Here is a 14,196-nt window from a genome sequence, read left to right as displayed (position 1 = left end):
GCTTCAGGCCGGCGCGGCCGGCTTGGCGCTGCGCCGGCCGCCGGCGGCCCTGCCCGCCTTGCGCTTCTTCTTCCAGGGCGCGCCGGCGCGGCCGGCCGGAATCGCCGGGCCGCTGATGGTCAGGCGCAGGCCGGCACAGCGCTCGACGAGCTTGCTCATCCAGGCCGACTGCTTGGCGACGAACTCCTCCAGGCTCATCTCGCCGCTCTGCACCATGTCCAGCGCCTGCTCCCAGATCGCCGTGGTGCCGGGGTCGGCGATCGGCCGTGGCACAGCGTCGATCAGGCTGAAGGCGGCCGGCGTGGCGGCCAGCGCCTTGCCCTGCTTGACCAGGTAGCCGCGGTCGATGAGGCCCTGGATGATCCCGGCGCGGGTCGCCTCGGTGCCGATGCCGGTGGTGTCCTTGAGCTTCTGCTTGAGGCGCGGGTCGTCGACCAGCTTGGCGACGTTCTTCATCGCCTTGATCAGGTCGCCCTCGGTGTAGGGCTTGGGCGGCTGGGTCCGGAGGTCCTTGAGCGTCACCTCGTCCACCACGCAGTCCTGCCCTTCGGTGAGCGCCGGCAGGGCCTGCGGCTCGGGGGCCTCGCGCCCTTTCGCCGGGGTCAGGGCCTCGGGCAGCGCGCGCCGCCAGCCGGTCTCGACGATGCGCTTGCCCACCGCACGCAGGGCATGGCCGGCGCAGTCGAAATCGGCCTGGGTGCGGTCGTACTCGTGGTTGGGCAGGAACTGCGCCAGGTAGCGCGCGCGGATCATGGTGTAGACGGCACGCTGCTTGCCGACCAGGCGGTCGAGGCTCTGCGCGGCAGCGGTGGGGATGATGCCGTGATGAGCGCCGACCTTGGCATCGTTCCAGGCCCGCGAGCGGCGCTGCGGATCGATATGGCGCATCAGCTCGGCCAGCGCCGGATCGGCCTGGCCCAGCGCGGCGAGGATCGCCCGTGCCTCACCGTGCTGGCTGACCGGCAGGTAGCCGCAGTCGCTGCGCGGATAGGTGATGACCTTGTGCGTCTCGTAGAGCGCCTGGGTGATGTCCAGGGTTTCCTGGGCGCCGAGGCCGAGCCTCTTCGAGCAGACCTCCTGCAGGGTGCCAAGGTCGAACGGCAGCGGCGGCGCCTCGCGCATCCGCTCGGTCTTGAGCTCGATCAGCTGCGCGCTGCCGGCGCGCCGCATGGCCTCCGCCGCCTGCTGCGCCAGCGCCTGCTTGAGGCAGCGCCCTTGGTCGTCGCAGGCATCTTCCGGCGCACGCCACTGGGCAGTGAAAGGCGTGCCCGCGGCCAGCAGCTGCACCTCGATGGCCCAGAAGGGCACCGGCACGAAGTCGGCGATGCTGCGGTCGCGGTCCACCACCAGACGCAGGGTCGGCGTCTGCACGCGGCCCACTGACAGCACGCCCTGATAGCCGGACTGGCGTCCGAGCAGGGTGAACAGCCGGCTCATGTTCATGCCGATCAGCCAGTCGGCGCGGGAACGGCCCAGGGCGGAGTGGTAGAGACTGAAGGTCTCGGCGCCCGGCTTGAGCGCCTTGAGCGCCTTGCGGATCGAGGCGTCGTCCAGCGCGGACAGCCACAGCCGCTGGATCGGCCCGCGATAGCGGCAGTGTTCGAGGATTTCACGGGCGATCATCTCGCCCTCGCGGTCGGCGTCGGTGGCGATGACGAGTTCCCTGCACTCGCCGAGCAGGCGCTTGACCGCCTTGAACTGGCTGGCGGTCTTCGGCTTGACCAGCATCTTCCAGCGCTCGGGGACGATGGGCAGGTCGGCGAGGTCCCAGCGCTTGTAGCGCGCGTCGTAGGCATCCGGCGGCGCGGTTTCCAGCAGGTGGCCGATGCACCAGGTCACCGTCACGTCCGGCCCGAGCCAGCAGCCGTCGCCGCGCCGGGTGGCCTGGAGCACTCGGGCGATGTCCTTGGCCTGGGAGGGTTTTTCGCAGAGGAAGAGCCGCATGGTCGCCATCGTGGGTTGTCGCGATGGCGCCAAGCATGTGCATTAACGGGCGTTCAGGCAACCTTTATCTGTATGGCCATACAGATAACGGAGCCCGTGTTGCCAAGGGCCATAGGAGGTACGTCCGAGGCGATATTGTCGGCGCGGCGCCTCTCCCCGACAGGGTTCAAGTTCTGCTTCCGCAGATCCTATCGAGAAACCAACAGCAAAGGACACACCCCCATGAAAACGCACGGGCGATGGCCTTGCCAAAAGGTTGCAAAAACGCTATGTTAACGTTAACTACAGAGCCTATAAAAACAAGAGGCGTAGAGATGTCCGGTTCGACAAGGGCGGGCTTGTACAGCACCGTCACACAGGCCTTGCGGACTCCTGGGGCGGAGTCGCGGCGCTCGCTCTCGATCAGAGACAGGCAGAAAGGGAGCCTCGACTCCCCTTCCCTTCCGGCCATCGCCTGCCCGGATCCTGCTGCCCATCGGTCACGGGCCAGGGGCTTTCGTCCGCCACGCCGAACCGGCCGGCCCCCGGTTTCACTTCCACCAGTACTCGACCTGCACGCCGAAGTTGCTGCCGTGGCGGTCGGTACCGAAGGCGCCGGTCTCGGACAGCGCGGAATCGGGGTTCATTTCGGTGGCCGCGCGCTGCGCCGCCTCGTTCCAGGTGGCATAGGTGTAGTAGAGGCGCAGCTCCGGACGCGCCCAGAAGCCCGGACCGCCCGGCGACCAGGTCGGCGCGACGGTGAACTTGGTCAACTTGCGGGTGCCGTCGGTCGCCTTGATCTGGTCGTGGCCGACCTCGGCGCTCAGCTTGAACGTCTCGGTGAAGGCATAGACCGGCCGCACGCCGACCGACAGCCAGCGCATGTTGTCGCCATCGGGACGGACGTCCTTCTGGTAGATCACCTGGAACTGGCCGCCGAAACGCTCGGTGGTCTGCCAGTCGAAGTACTCGACCATACGCCAGCTCTTGTTTTCCTTGTCCAGGTTGGAATCTCCGGTGTAACCCAGCGACGTGCCCGGCCCCTCGCCGTATTGCAGGGCGAAGGTGTTGTACTTGCCGCCGAGGAAGCCTTCCTGCTTGTGCTGCACGGCCACCGACCAGCCGCTGTGTTTGTCGCTACCGCCTGGCTCCTGCAGATAACTGACGCCCACCTGCACTTCGCCGCCGGGGTTGGTCTTGAAGCCGTTGACGTTGAAGTCGTGGCGGGTGACGTAGGGGTTCTGCCAATAACTGTCCTTGCGCGAGAAGACGTAGCTGTAGCGCAGGTCGCCGATCGGCACTTCGTCGAAACCGAAACCGGTGGCGCTCTGGTTCCAGTAGTAGAAGTCGGTCATGTGGATGTCGTTCCGCTTGTAGTAGCGGCGCCCGACCCAGAAGTTGCCGCCGTTGAGCACCGCGGCGTTCTTCCACTCGACGAACATCTGCTGGATCCGCGAGGAACCACCGCCATGCTCGTTGGAGTCCTTGAACTTCGGCTTGTGCCCGATGGGGTTGTAGAAGCCGCCCATGACCATGCCGGAGAGCGTCGACCCATCGGCAAGGGCGATATCGTGGTCCCAGGCAAGTTCGCTCCACTGCTCGCACTCGTTGCCGAGCCGGTATTTCGAGGGCGCACCGGGCAACTGGAAGCAGGATTGCGTACCGCCTTTGCTGTTGCCGCCGATCCCGAGGCGGTAATAGCCGCTGAAATTGAGCGCCTGGGCTGACAGGGGAAACGCAAGAAAGACACACAGTGGATAAAGTGTCTTTTTCATCAAACTTCTTTTCATAACCGCTCCGATTCTTATTGTTTTCTGGCCGGTAAAGACCTGTACCCAGAACAATCGCCGATTACCGCCAAGAACTTGCAATCCAGTAGATAGCGCTATCTTTATATCATCGCTGCACCGACAGACTCCAGTGCGCAGGGCTACCTGGTCGTCCGGGAGATGAAGGGCTTTACCCTCGCCCTCGCGCCTTCACAGGCCTCAGGAGCCAGGCGTGAGCAAGGGACTTCGTGCTGGCGTGGAAGAACGCTTCCACACGGGGCCGCTCGGGCAGGCGCAGACAGCCGAGGAACGGACAAGAGAGGGGCAGCGAATGAATTCAGGAGACAAGGATGGGCAATACAGCATGTCAGTGAACCTTCTTATATTTATTCGAAGCCATGAGGGGGCATTCCTCAGACTGAAACAGCGCAGTGAAGCGGCTTAAGCTGAAACGTTTCAGCTGGTCTCATGATAGAGCAACTTTGTTTCAAGGTATAGCCGGATCCGCTATCCGGACATCGTTTTCTCAGCCTGTCCCCGGAGCGAGAAAATACAGACAGAACGCGGCCCGGATAGCGGCCGGACAGCACGGGAAGCGCTGTCCGGCATCGCCCGTCAGAAGATGTAGTCGGTGGTCAGGAAGCTCGATTCGCGGTTGCGAATGATCTCGCTGATCAGCTGCTTGTTGTCCTCCTGGAACTTGGTCGCCACCAGGGTGCGGATCGAGAACACGCGCAGCGCGTCGTACACCGACAGGGTGCCCTCGGCCGAGTTCTTCCGGCCGTTGAACGGGAAGCTGTCCGGGCCGCGCTGGCACTGGGCGTTGATGTTGATCCGCCCGACCTGGTTGGCGAAGGCATCGACCAGCTTGCCGACCTGCTTCGGATCGTTGCCGAAGATCGACAGTTGCTGGCCGAAGTCCGACTCGCGCACGTAGTCGATCACCGTCTGCAGGTCGCGGTAGGGCACCACCGGCACCAGCGGACCGAACTGCTCTTCCTGGTAGACGCGCATCTCCGGAGTCACCGGGTAGAGCACCGCCGGGTAGAAGAAGGTCTCGCGCGCCTCGCCGCCGCCCGGGTTGACCACCTTCGCACCCTTGGCCCGGGCGTCGGCCACCAGGGTGGCCAGGAAGTCGGTCTTGCCCGGCTCCGGCAGCGGGGTCAGCGCCACGCCCGGCTCCCAGGGCATGCCCGGCTTGAGCGCGGCGAGCTTGGCGTTGAACTTCTCGAGGAACTGATCGACCACCTGCTCGTGGACGAAGAGGATCTTCAGCGCCGTGCAGCGCTGGCCGTTGAACGACAGCGCGCCAGTGATCGCCTCGCTGACCGCGTTGTCCAGGTCCACCTCGGGCAGCACGATGCCGGGGTTCTTGGCGTCCAGGCCGAGCGCGGCGCGCAGGCGGTGTGGGCGCGGGTGCAGCTTCTTCAGGTCGCTGGCGCCCTTGTTGGTGCCGATGAAGGCGAACACGTCGATCTTGCCGGTTTCCATCAGCGCGCTGACGGTCTCGCGGCCGCGCCCGTAGATGACGTTGATCACCCCGGCCGGGAAGCTGTCGCGGAACGCCTCGAGCAGCGGGCGGATCAACAGCACGCCGAACTTGGCCGGCTTGAACACCACGGTGTTGCCCATGATCAGCGCCGGGATCAGGGTGGTGAAGGTCTCGTTCAGCGGGTAGTTGTAGGGGCCCATGCACAGCGCCACGCCCAGCGGCACGCGGCGGATCTGGCCGAGGGTGCCCTGCTCCAGCTCGAAGCGGCTGGAGCGGCGGTCCAGTTCCTTGAGCTCCTGGATGGTGTCGACGATGTAGTCGCAGGTGCGGTCGAACTCCTTCTCGGCGTCCTTGAGGTTCTTGCCGATCTCCCACATCAGCAGCTTGACCACCGCCTCGCGCTGCTCGCGCATGCGGGCGAGGAAGGTCTCGACGTGCTGGATGCGTTCGGCCACCGGCATGCTCGGCCACAGGCCCTGGCCGTTGTCGTAGGCCTTGACCGCGGCGTCCAGGGCGGTCAGCGCGGCGTCGGCGTCGAGCAGCGGGGTGCTGCCGAGGACGACCTGCTCGTCACCCTTGTCGGTCTTCAGGTGGATGGGGCTGCGCACGGCGGCCAGCGGGCCTTCCCAGCGGCACAGCTTGCCATCGATCAGGTACTCGCGCTGCTCGATCGGCGCGCCCAGGCGGTATTGCTCGGGAATGTCGTTGGCAGAGGGGAAAAGGTTGTGCAGACGGCTCTCGGTGCTCATGCTTGTGTCGTCCTCGTTGTGATGTGGAAATGCGCCCGGCTCGCACCGGGCGCATCGACCGTCCGACTGGATTCAACGGCTGCAGCAGCGGCGCTTCAGGAGCGACTCGGCGCTATAGGGCGCCTTGCCCTGCAACGCCTCCTCGATGCGCAGCAGCTGGTTGTACTTGCCCACCCGGTCCGAGCGGCACAGCGAGCCGGTCTTGATCTGCCCGGCGCGGGTCGCCACGGCGAGATCGGCGATGGTGGTGTCCTCGGTCTCCCCCGAACGGTGCGAGATCACCGCCGTGTAGCCGGCCAGTTGGGCCATGCGGATGGCGTCCAGGGTTTCGCTCAGGCTGCCGATCTGGTTGAACTTGATCAGGATCGAGTTGCCGATGCCCTTCTCGATGCCTTCCTTGAGGATCCTGGTGTTGGTGACGAACAGGTCGTCGCCGACCAGTTGCACCTTGTCGCCCAGCTTCTCGGTCAGGTAGGCCCAGCCCGCCCAGTCGCTCTCGTCCAGGCCGTCCTCGATCGAGACGATCGGGTAGCGCTCGCACAGGCTCGCCAGGTAGTCGGCGAAACCCTTGGAATCGAAGCTCTTGCCCTCGCCGGCCAGCCGGTACTGGCCGTCCTTGTAGAACTCCGAGGCGGCGCAGTCCAGGGCCAGGGTGATGTCCTTGCCCAGCACGTAGCCGGCCCGCTCGACCGCCGCCTGGATCACCACCAGGGCTTCCTCGTTGGAGGCCAGCGAGGGGGCGAAGCCGCCCTCGTCGCCCACCGCAGTGCTCAGGCCGCGCTCGGAGAGCACCGCCTTCAGGGTGTGGAACACCTCGGCGCCGATGCGCAGCGCTTCCTTGAAGCTCGCCGCGCCGACCGGCTGGATCATGAACTCCTGGATGTCGACGTTGTTGTCGGCATGCTCGCCGCCGTTGAGGATGTTCATCATCGGCACCGGCATGCTGTACTCGCCGGGGGTGCCGTACAGCCCGGCCAGGTGCGCGTAGAGCGGCAGGCCGCGGGCCGCGGCAGCGGCCTTGGCAGTGGCCAGGGACACGGCGAGGACGGCGTTGGCGCCGAGGATCGCCTTGTTGTCGGTGCCGTCCAGCTCGAGCATGGCGCCGTCCACCGCGCGCTGGTCGAGCGCGTCGAGGCCGAGCACCCGCTCGCGGATGGCGCCGTTGACGTTGTCCACCGCCTTCATCACGCCCTTGCCCTTGTAGCGCAGCGCGCCGTCGCGCAATTCGAGGGCTTCGCGGCTGCCGGTGGAGGCCCCGGAGGGCACGCTGGCGAGGCCGACGGCGCCGCCGGCCAGGGTGACCACCGCCTCGACGGTGGGATTGCCGCGCGAATCGAGGATCTCGCGGGCGGCGACGTGCTGAATCGAAGTGCTCGGCTTACTCATCGTGTTTCTTGTCCTGTGCAGGGATCGAAACGGCCTCGCCCTCGGCGAGCAGTTCCTGTTGTTCGGCGTAGGCGGCGCGGATGTCGAAGTCCCGCGGCCAGTCCTGTTCGGCTTCCCGGCTGTGCGTGCAGTGCGGCATCGAAGCCCCTCCCCTCAGTGGATGACGTCACCCACGCGCACGATGCGCAGGGTGTCGGTGCCGCCCTGGGCGTTGCCAGCGCCCTTGGTGATCAGCACCAGGTCGCCCTCGAACACCAGGTTGCGCTGCATCAGCTCCTTGACCGCGCGGGCGTTCAGCTCGGCCTCGGCGATCCGGTCGGTCTCGAAGGGCACCGGGTTCACGCCGCGGAACAGCGCCACGCGGCTCTGCGTGCGCGGATGGCGGGAGAAGGCGTAGATCGGCAGATGCGAGCGGATCCGCGACATCAGCCGCGGGGTGTCGCCGCTCTCGGTCAGGCAGACGATCGCCTTGACCCCTTCCAGGTGGTTGGCCGCGTACATCGCCGACAGGGCGATGGTCTCGTCGATCTTGTGGAACACCTGGTCCATGCGGTGCTTCGAGCGATGCGCCAGCGGGTGCTTCTCGGCGCCGAGGATGATCCGCCCCATGGCTTCCACGGTCTCCACCGGGTAGGCGCCGGCGGCGGTCTCCGCCGAGAGCATCACCGCGTCGGTGCCGTCAAGCACCGCGTTGGCCACGTCGAACACCTCGGCGCGGGTCGGCAGCGACTGGGTGATCATGGTCTCCATCATCTGCGTGGCGGTGATCACCGCGCGGTTGAGCACCCGCGCCCGCTCGATGATGCGCTTCTGCACGCCGACCAGCTCGGCGTCGCCGATCTCCACGCCCAGATCGCCGCGGGCGACCATCACCGCCTCGGAGGCGAGGATGATGCCATCGAGCACCTGCGCATCGGCCACCGCCTCGGCGCGCTCGATCTTCGCCACCAGCCCGGCGTTGCCGCCGGCTTCCTGCATCAGCCGGCGGGCATGCTGCATGTCGGCGGCATCGCGCGGGAAGGACACCGCCAGGTAGTCGACCTGCATGCTCGCGGCGGTCTTGATGTCCTCGCAGTCCTTGTCGGTCAGCGCCGAGGCGGACAGGCCGCCGCCCTGGCGGTTGATGCCCTTGTTGTTGGACAGCGGGCCGGCGACCAGCACCTCGCAGACCAGCTGGGTGGCTTCGACCTTGAGGGTCTTGAGCACCACGCGGCCGTCGTCGAGCAGCAGGATGTCGCCGGGCTTGCTATCGGTGATCAGCGCCTCGTAGTCGATGCCCACGCGGCTGGCGTCGCCGGCGTTCTTGTCCAGGGCGGCGTCGAGGATGAACTGCTGGCCCTTCTCCAGCATCACCTTGCCTTCGGCGAAGCGCGAGATGCGGATCTTCGGCCCCTGCAGGTCGGCGAGGATGGCGACGAAGCGCCCGTGCTTGGCGGCCATCTCGCGGACCAGGGCGGCGCGGGCCATGTGCTCCTCGGCCTTGCCGTGGGAGAAGTTCAGGCGCACCACGTCGACGCCGGCCTTGATCAGGCCTTCGAGGACTTCGGGGGTTTCGGTGGCTGGGCCGAGGGTGGCGACGATCTTTGTTCTACGCAGCATCTTGTAGAGTCCTCCAAGGGAACTTTCTATCTGTGCAACAACGGGCAAGCGGAAAACCTTCGGCTGACCGGTCAGCCCAGCAGTTGCAGGGCCTCGGCACTGGCCTGCTGAACGCGCTGCCAGTCGCCTGCGCGCGTCCAGGCGCTGTCCAGCATCCAGGAGCCGCCCACGCACATCACGTTGGGCTGGGCCATGTAGTTCTTGACGTTGCTCGGGTTGACGCCGCCGGTGGGGCAGAAACGGACGTTGCCGAACGGCCCGCCGAGCGCCTTCAGCGCCGGGATGCCGCCGGCGATCTCGGCCGGGAACAGCTTGAAGCGGCGGTAGCCCAGGGCGTAGCCGACCATGAGCTCCGAGGCGCTGCCGATGCCCGGCAGCAGCGGCACCGGGCAGCTCACCCCGGCCTTCAGCAGTTCGGGGGTGCTGCCGGGGGTGACGATGAACTGCGCCCCCGCCGCCACGGCATCGGCCAGCATGCTTTCGTCGAGCACGGTGCCGGCGCCGACGCAGAGCTCCGGGCGCGCTTCGCGCAGTACGCGGATGGCGGTCAGGCCGTGCTCGGAGCGCAGGGTGACTTCCAGGGTGCGCAGGCCGCCGGCGGCCAGGGCATCGGCCATCGGCAGGATGTCCGCCTCGCGCTCGATAGTGATGACGGGAAGGATGCGGGCCTCCGCACACAGCCGATCGATCAGGGCGACCTTGTCGGCCATGCTCGGCACGCTCTGGGAGGTGGCCGGTTTGTTGTTCTGGATGCTGCTCATATCGGTTGGTCCTTCGGGCTCATCGGGCACCGGTTAGAAGTCGGAAAAACGCGGGAAAAGGCACAGTGACGCTTGGCCGGCTGTCAGATAGCGCTGTCTTAGGCGAGCCGGAACACTGCCGAATGCGCTCGGGGCGTGCCGGGCGGCCTCAGAAGTCGCCATACCAGCTCTTCCCGTCACGGGTGATCAGTGCAATCGAAGACAGGGGCCCCCAGCTACCCGCCGCATACGGCTTGGGCGCCTCGCCCTGCAGGCGCCAGCCGGCGATCAGCCGGTCGCACCAGCGCCAGGCGTACTCGATCTCGTCCTTGCGCACGAACAGGTTCTGGTTGCCCTTCATCACCTCCAGCAGCAGCCGCTCGTAGGCGTCGGGAATCCGCGCGCTGCGGTAGGTGTCGGAAAAATTCAGCTGCAAGGGGCCGCTGCGCAGCTGCATGCCCTTGTCCAGCCCCTGCTCCTTGGTCATCACCTGCAGGGCGATGCTCTCGTTCGGCTGCAGGCGGATGATCAGCTTGTTGCCGATCAGCGGGCGCTGCTCCTCGGCGAAGATGTAGTGCGGCGCCTCCTTGAAGTGGATGACGATCTGCGACAGCTTCTGCGGCATGCGCTTGCCGGTGCGCAGGTAGAACGGCACCCCGGCCCAGCGCCAGTTGCGGATCTCCGCGCGCAGGGCGACGAAGGTCTCGGTGTCGCTGCGCGGGTTGGCGTTCTCCTCCTCCAGGTAGCCGGGCACCGGCTTGCCGAGGATGTTGCCGGCCACGTACTGGCCACGCACCACCTGCTGGCCGAGCTGGGCGGCGTCGATCGGCGCCAGCGCTTTCAGCACCTTGACCTTCTCGTCGCGGATGCTGTCGGCCGACAGGTCGCTCGGCGGGTCCATGGCGATCAGGCAGAGCAGCTGCAGCAGGTGGTTCTGGATCATGTCGCGCAGCTGGCCGGCCTTGTCGAAGTAGCCCCAGCGGCCCTCGATGCCGACCTGTTCGGCCACGGTGATCTCCACGTGGGAGATGTGGTTCTGGTTCCACTGGGTCTCGAACAGGCTGTTGGCAAAACGCAGGGCGATCAGGTTCTGCACCGTCTCCTTGCCCAGGTAGTGGTCGATCCGGTAGGTGCGGTCCTCGGGGAAATACCGCGCCACCGCCTCGTTGACCTTGCGCGAGGAGGCCAGGTCGTGGCCGATCGGCTTCTCCAGCACCACGCGGGTGCGCCCGGCCAGGCCCACCTCGGCCAGCCCGGCGCAGATCGCCTCGTAGAGCGCGGCCGGAGTGGCGAAGTAGGCGACCAGCCGCTCGGCGTCGCCGGCCCGCTCGGCCAGCGCGGCGTAGTCGCCGGGCTCGAGGAAATCCATCGACAGGTAGTCCAGGCGGCCGAGAAAGCGCTGCAGGATGCTCTCGTCCAGCTCCGCGCCCGGCACGTGGCGGCGCAGGTGCTCGGCGATGGTCGCCAGGTGGCGGCTCTCCTCGCCGGCTTCGCGGGCCAGCGCCAGCAGCCGCGTGTCCGGGCACAGCAGGCCGGCGCGGTCCAGTTGGTAGAGGGCGGGGAACAGCTTGCGCAAGGCCAGGTCACCCAAGGCTCCGAACAGGACGAAGGTGCAAGGCTCGACAGGAGTAACGGTCATGGTGTTTGTTCTTTTGTCAAAGTACGGATTTATGAAAGCACTGTTGAATCGTTTCATCAACAAGAATTGCGTAATAAAACTACATTTCTCCATAACCGGGATTTCCAGTGGCTCCTCTCGGAAGCGCCCAGTTACGATAAGACTCTCAATGCATCATCCATCCCAGGAACCAACATGGATCGCACGCGCAATTTGCTGGAACAGATCCAGAGCCGTCTGGAAGAGCTGAACAAGGCCGAGCGCAAGGTCGCCGAAGTCATCTTGCAGGACCCGCAGCAAGCCACCCGTTACAGCATCGCCTCGCTCGCCCAGGCCGCCCAGGTCAGCGAGCCGACCGTCAACCGCTTCTGCCGCTCCTTCGCCGTCAGCGGCTATCCCGAACTGAAGCTGCAACTGGCGCAGAGCCTGGCCAGCGGCGCCGCCTACGTGAGCCGCGCGGTGGAGGCCGACGACGGTCCCGAGGCCTACACCCGCAAGATCTTCGGCAGCACCATCGCCTCGCTGGACAGCGCCTGCCAGGCACTCGACCCGCAGCTCATCGACAAGGCGGTCGACCTGCTGATCCAGGCCCGGCAGATCCACTTCTTCGGCCTCGGCGCCTCGGCCTCGGTGGCCCAGGACGCCCAGCACAAGTTCTTCCGCTTCAACCTCGCCGTGTCGGCGCAGAGCGACGTGCTGATGCAGCGCATGCTCGCCTCCGTGGCCCACACCGGCGATCTCTTCGTGATCATTTCCTACACCGGGCGCACCCGCGAACTGGTCGAGGTGGCGCACCTGGCCCGCGAGAACGGCGCCTCGGTGCTCGGCCTGACCGCCGCCGGCTCACCGCTGGCCAAGGCCTGCACCCTGAGCCTGAACATCCCGCTGCCGGAGGACACCGACATCTACATGCCGATGACCTCGCGGATCATCCAGCTCACCGTGCTCGACGTGCTGGCCGCCGGCATGACCCTGCGCCGCGGCATCGACTTCCAGCCGCACCTGCGCAAGATCAAGGAAAGCCTCAACAGCACCCGTTATCCAAGCGACGACGAACTTCTCTAGCCACTTCCTACTTCAGCCCCTCCAGACCGGCGGTGAAAGCGCTCGCGCCCTGCTCCGCCGTACTGAATGCCGCGCGCATGAAGCCGAACAGCTCGCGGCCGCAGCCGACGCCCGCGCCCTGCGGGACACTCGCCGGTTCGCGGGCGGCCAGCTCGGCGGCGTCTACCAGCACCTCCAGGGTGCCGGCGCGGCCATCGACACGCACCACGTCGCCGTCGCGCAGCCTGGCCAGCGGGCCGCCATCGATGGCCTCCGGACAGACGTGGATGGCCGCCGGCACCTTGCCGGAAGCCCCGGACATCCGCCCGTCGGTCACCAGCGCCACCTTGAAGCCGCGGTCCTGCAGCACGCCCAGGTAGGGAGTCATCTTGTGCAGTTCGGGCATGCCGTTGCTGCGCGGGCCCTGGAACAGCATCACCGCCACCAGGTCGCGCTCCAGCTCGCCGGCCTTGAAGGCATCGGCCAACTCCTGCTGGTCGCGGAACACCCGCACCGGCGCCTCCACCACCTGATGCTCGGGCGCCACCGCGGACACCTTCATCACGCCCCGGCCCAGGTTGCCGACCATAACCCGCAGGCCGCCCTCGGCCGAGAAGGGCTGGGCCGCCGGACGCAGGATGTTCTCGTCGAGACTCTGCGCCGGGCCGTCGCGCCAGACCAGTTGCTCCCCGTCGAGGAAAGGCTCCTGGGTGTAGCGGCGCAGGCCGCGCCCGACCACCGTCTCGACGTCCTCGTGGAGCAGCCCGGCGTCGAGCAGCTCGCGGACCAGGAAGGCCACGCCGCCGGCGGCCTGGAAGTGGTTGATGTCGGCCTTGCCGTTCGGGTAGACCTTGGTCAGGGTCGGCACCACCTCGGAGAGATCGGCCATGTCCTGCCAGGTCAGCTGGATGCCGGCGGCCTGGGCGATGGCCGGCAGGTGCAGGGTGTGGTTGGTGGAGCCGCCGGTGGCGTGCAGCGCCACCACCGAGTTGACCAGCACGCGCTCGTCGACGATCCGGCCGAGCGGCACGAACTGACCGCCCTGCCTGGTCAGTCGGGTGACCTGACGGGCGGCCTCCTCGGTCAGCAGGTCGCGCAGCGGGGTGCCCGGATTGACGAAGGAGGAGCCCGGCAGGTGCAGGCCCATCACCTCCATCAGCATCTGGTTGGTGTTGGCGGTGCCGTAGAAGGTGCAGGTGCCGACGCCGTGGTAGGCCTTCATCTCGGACTCGAGCAGTTCGTCGCGGCTGGCCTTGCCTTCGGCGTAGCGCTGTCTCACATCCGCCTTTTCTTTGTTCGACAGGCCCGAGACCATCGGCCCGCTGGGCATGAACAGCGCCGGCAGGTGGCCGAAGCGCAGGGCGCCCATCAGCAGGCCGGGGACGATCTTGTCGCAGATGCCGAGGTACAGGGCCGCATCGAACATGTTGTGGGACAAGGCCACCGCCGTGGACAGCGCAATCACCTCGCGGCTGGCCAGAGCCAGCTCCATGCCCGGCTCGCCCTGAGTGACACCGTCGCACATGGCCGGTACGCCGCCGGCGACCTGGCCGACCGAGCCCATGTCGCGCAGGACGCGCTTGATCCGCTCCGGATAGTGCTCGTAGGGCTGGTGGGCGGAGAGCATGTCGTTGTAGGCCGTGACGATGGCCACGTTGACGGAGTCCATCAGCCGCAGGCGCTGCTTGTCGCTGCCGTCGCAGGCGGCCACGCCGTGGGCGAAGTTGGCACACTGCAGCTTGCCGCGCTGCGGCCCCTCATCGGCGGCGGCCTGGATCATGGCCAGATAGCGTTCGCGCGTGGCGCGGCTGCGTTCAACCAGACGCTCGGTTACCTCAAGGACTCGGGGATGCATGGGATAAACTCCAGGTAGCGG

The 14,196-nt window shown here is 66.8% G+C and carries 10 protein-coding genes; 1 reads left to right on the top strand and 9 read right to left on the bottom strand.

The genetic code is table 11. The features are described from left to right. Positions 1-3 precede the first annotated feature (3 nt). The 8 genes from GCU53_RS00770 to zwf form a co-directional block, all read right to left on the bottom strand. Positions 4-1,944, bottom strand: a complete 1,941-nt coding sequence (locus GCU53_RS00770; RefSeq protein ID WP_208845401.1) for a DNA topoisomerase III — start codon at positions 1,942-1,944, stop codon at positions 4-6. Between the two features lie 530 nt (positions 1,945-2,474). Next, complete coding sequence (locus GCU53_RS00765) at positions 2,475-3,698, bottom strand: maltoporin (protein WP_167520010.1); 1,224 nt, start codon at positions 3,696-3,698, stop codon at positions 2,475-2,477. Positions 3,699-4,307: 609 nt separating this feature from the next. Continuing rightward, positions 4,308-5,933 (bottom strand): NADP-dependent glyceraldehyde-3-phosphate dehydrogenase, encoded by a 1,626-nt coding sequence (locus GCU53_RS00755; RefSeq protein WP_152385929.1) that lies wholly within the window; start codon positions 5,931-5,933, stop codon positions 4,308-4,310. A gap of 72 nt (positions 5,934-6,005) precedes the next feature. Continuing rightward, positions 6,006-7,319 (bottom strand): phosphopyruvate hydratase, encoded by a 1,314-nt coding sequence (gene eno / locus GCU53_RS00750; RefSeq protein WP_152385928.1) that lies wholly within the window; start codon positions 7,317-7,319, stop codon positions 6,006-6,008. Continuing rightward, a complete protein-coding gene (locus GCU53_RS25345; RefSeq protein ID WP_167520009.1) occupies positions 7,312-7,458 on the bottom strand; it encodes a hypothetical protein in 147 nt (48 codons plus the stop codon). The genes eno and GCU53_RS25345 overlap by 8 nt, the downstream gene beginning before the upstream one ends. 14 nt (positions 7,459-7,472) lie before the next feature. Continuing rightward, positions 7,473-8,918 (bottom strand): pyruvate kinase, encoded by a 1,446-nt coding sequence (pyk, locus tag GCU53_RS00745; RefSeq protein WP_152385927.1) that lies wholly within the window; start codon positions 8,916-8,918, stop codon positions 7,473-7,475. A gap of 71 nt (positions 8,919-8,989) precedes the next feature. Further along, positions 8,990-9,679: a bifunctional 4-hydroxy-2-oxoglutarate aldolase/2-dehydro-3-deoxy-phosphogluconate aldolase gene (locus GCU53_RS00740; protein WP_167520008.1), complete on the bottom strand. Its 690-nt coding sequence runs from the start codon at positions 9,677-9,679 to the stop codon at positions 8,990-8,992. Between the two features lie 148 nt (positions 9,680-9,827). Continuing rightward, positions 9,828-11,297 carry a glucose-6-phosphate dehydrogenase gene (zwf, locus tag GCU53_RS00735; protein ID WP_152385926.1) on the bottom strand — a complete coding sequence of 490 codons (1,470 nt, stop codon included), beginning with the start codon at positions 11,295-11,297 and terminating at the stop codon, positions 9,828-9,830. Between the two features lie 174 nt (positions 11,298-11,471). Between zwf and GCU53_RS00730 the strand changes: the two genes are divergently transcribed. Beyond that, on the top strand, positions 11,472-12,341 hold the full coding sequence (locus tag GCU53_RS00730) for a MurR/RpiR family transcriptional regulator (protein ID WP_152385925.1): 870 nt from the start codon (positions 11,472-11,474) through the stop codon (positions 12,339-12,341). Positions 12,342-12,348: 7 nt separating this feature from the next. Here the strand turns inward: GCU53_RS00730 and edd are convergent, their stop codons facing one another. After that, complete coding sequence (gene edd, locus GCU53_RS00725) at positions 12,349-14,175, bottom strand: phosphogluconate dehydratase (RefSeq protein ID WP_152385924.1); 1,827 nt, start codon at positions 14,173-14,175, stop codon at positions 12,349-12,351. Positions 14,176-14,196 lie beyond the last annotated feature (21 nt).

It is taken from the genome of Azotobacter salinestris, assembly GCF_009363155.1.
Lineage (GTDB): Bacteria > Pseudomonadota > Gammaproteobacteria > Pseudomonadales > Pseudomonadaceae > Azotobacter > Azotobacter salinestris.
This window is presented reverse-complemented; position numbering and strand designations above follow the sequence as displayed.

Excerpts from the sequence above, each read along its gene's own strand:
- GCU53_RS00730 (WP_152385925.1), top strand. The coding sequence starts at position 11,472 with ATGGATCGCACGCGCAATTTGCTGGAACAGATCCAGAGCCGTCTGGAA.
- edd (WP_152385924.1), bottom strand. The coding sequence starts at position 14,175 with ATGCATCCCCGAGTCCTTGAGGTAACCGAGCGTCTGGTTGAACGCAGC.
- zwf (WP_152385926.1), bottom strand. The coding sequence starts at position 11,297 with ATGACCGTTACTCCTGTCGAGCCTTGCACCTTCGTCCTGTTCGGAGCC.
- pyk (WP_152385927.1), bottom strand. The coding sequence starts at position 8,918 with ATGCTGCGTAGAACAAAGATCGTCGCCACCCTCGGCCCAGCCACCGAA.
- GCU53_RS00755 (WP_152385929.1), bottom strand. The coding sequence starts at position 5,933 with ATGAGCACCGAGAGCCGTCTGCACAACCTTTTCCCCTCTGCCAACGAC.
- GCU53_RS00770 (WP_208845401.1), bottom strand. The coding sequence starts at position 1,944 with ATGCGGCTCTTCCTCTGCGAAAAACCCTCCCAGGCCAAGGACATCGCC.
- GCU53_RS00740 (WP_167520008.1), bottom strand. The coding sequence starts at position 9,679 with ATGAGCAGCATCCAGAACAACAAACCGGCCACCTCCCAGAGCGTGCCG.
- GCU53_RS25345 (WP_167520009.1), bottom strand. The coding sequence starts at position 7,458 with ATGCCGCACTGCACGCACAGCCGGGAAGCCGAACAGGACTGGCCGCGG.
- GCU53_RS00765 (WP_167520010.1), bottom strand. The coding sequence starts at position 3,698 with ATGAAAAAGACACTTTATCCACTGTGTGTCTTTCTTGCGTTTCCCCTG.
- eno (WP_152385928.1), bottom strand. The coding sequence starts at position 7,319 with ATGAGTAAGCCGAGCACTTCGATTCAGCACGTCGCCGCCCGCGAGATC.